The sequence below is a fragment of the Streptococcus cristatus genome (genome assembly GCF_003943505.1).
GTDB lineage: Bacteria > Bacillota > Bacilli > Lactobacillales > Streptococcaceae > Streptococcus > Streptococcus cristatus_E.
This window is the reverse complement of record NZ_RJPS01000050.1, coordinates 1-826: the sequence shown is the minus strand read 5'-3', so window position 1 is coordinate 826 and position 826 is coordinate 1. Positions and strand designations below refer to the sequence as shown.

General features: G+C 46.5%; 2 protein-coding genes. Both read right to left on the bottom strand.

The annotated features are described in order from the left end of the window. Positions 1–68 precede the first annotated feature (68 nt). Positions 69–350 carry an XRE family transcriptional regulator gene (locus D8792_RS10900; RefSeq protein WP_125371532.1) on the bottom strand — a complete coding sequence of 94 codons (282 nt, stop codon included), beginning with the start codon at positions 348–350 and terminating at the stop codon, positions 69–71. Further along, positions 343–675: a DNA-binding protein gene (locus D8792_RS10895; protein ID WP_125371533.1), complete on the bottom strand. Its 333-nt coding sequence runs from the start codon at positions 673–675 to the stop codon at positions 343–345. Before D8792_RS10895 ends, D8792_RS10900 begins: the two co-directional genes overlap by 8 nt. Positions 676–826: the final 151 nt, after the last annotated feature.

The window sequence follows — 826 nt, the reverse complement described above, 5'->3', positions numbered from 1 at the left end:
GTTTAGGCTGCCGATCCTTATAGATTTTCATATCATGATACTTGCCGCCACCTTGGGCGGGATGTATGTTATACCTTGCCATTTTCCACCCCCAAAAATTTTAAAAGTTCGCTAACCCTGTAATACACTTTTCTAGCGTCCTCTAGCGGTGGCTTGTATCGCCTTAGACCCGCTTTTTCCCACCGTTGTAGTGTCTTATATTTTATGTCCAGTTCGTCCATTGCTTGCTGGGATGAAATTAACCCTGTCAAGCGTGGTTTGGTCCTCTCACGCGCTTCTAGATAGTTCTCCACAAGCTCCAGAACGCCATGAGTTAGCTCATATTCACTTTCTTTGCTGAGACTAAACATTCTGATCAGCTCCCTTCAGCAGCTCTTTGTAGCTTTCTAAATCAGCTTTAATTAGCACATCTAGACGCCTTCCTTCTGTGTCATACTGAGCTTTTAGTTCCCTGATACCTGCTAGGCGTTCAGTATCATTAGCAGGGATGTAGTAGCCGTTACCTGCCCCACGTTTGGCCACAATAGGAATACCATAGCGAACGATAAGCCGAAGAATATGATCTCGTAAGGCTCTCATCTCCAGCCCCAGTACATTGGCAATATCTCGCCCTGCGCGTGGCTCGTCCGCCCCTACTGGTATCAGTCTCAAAATTCTTTCTTCAAGCTCCGTCATGGCCCCCCTCCTTTCGGTATTTGTCAGCTAGGGCATCGTGTTCTGAGATAAGTTGTTTTAGAGCATGGTTAGCTGTATGGAGTAGGGGAAAAGTTCTCTGCCCCTCCTCTGCGCTAGCTAATTCTAAAACCTCCAGAATGTCCTTTAACTC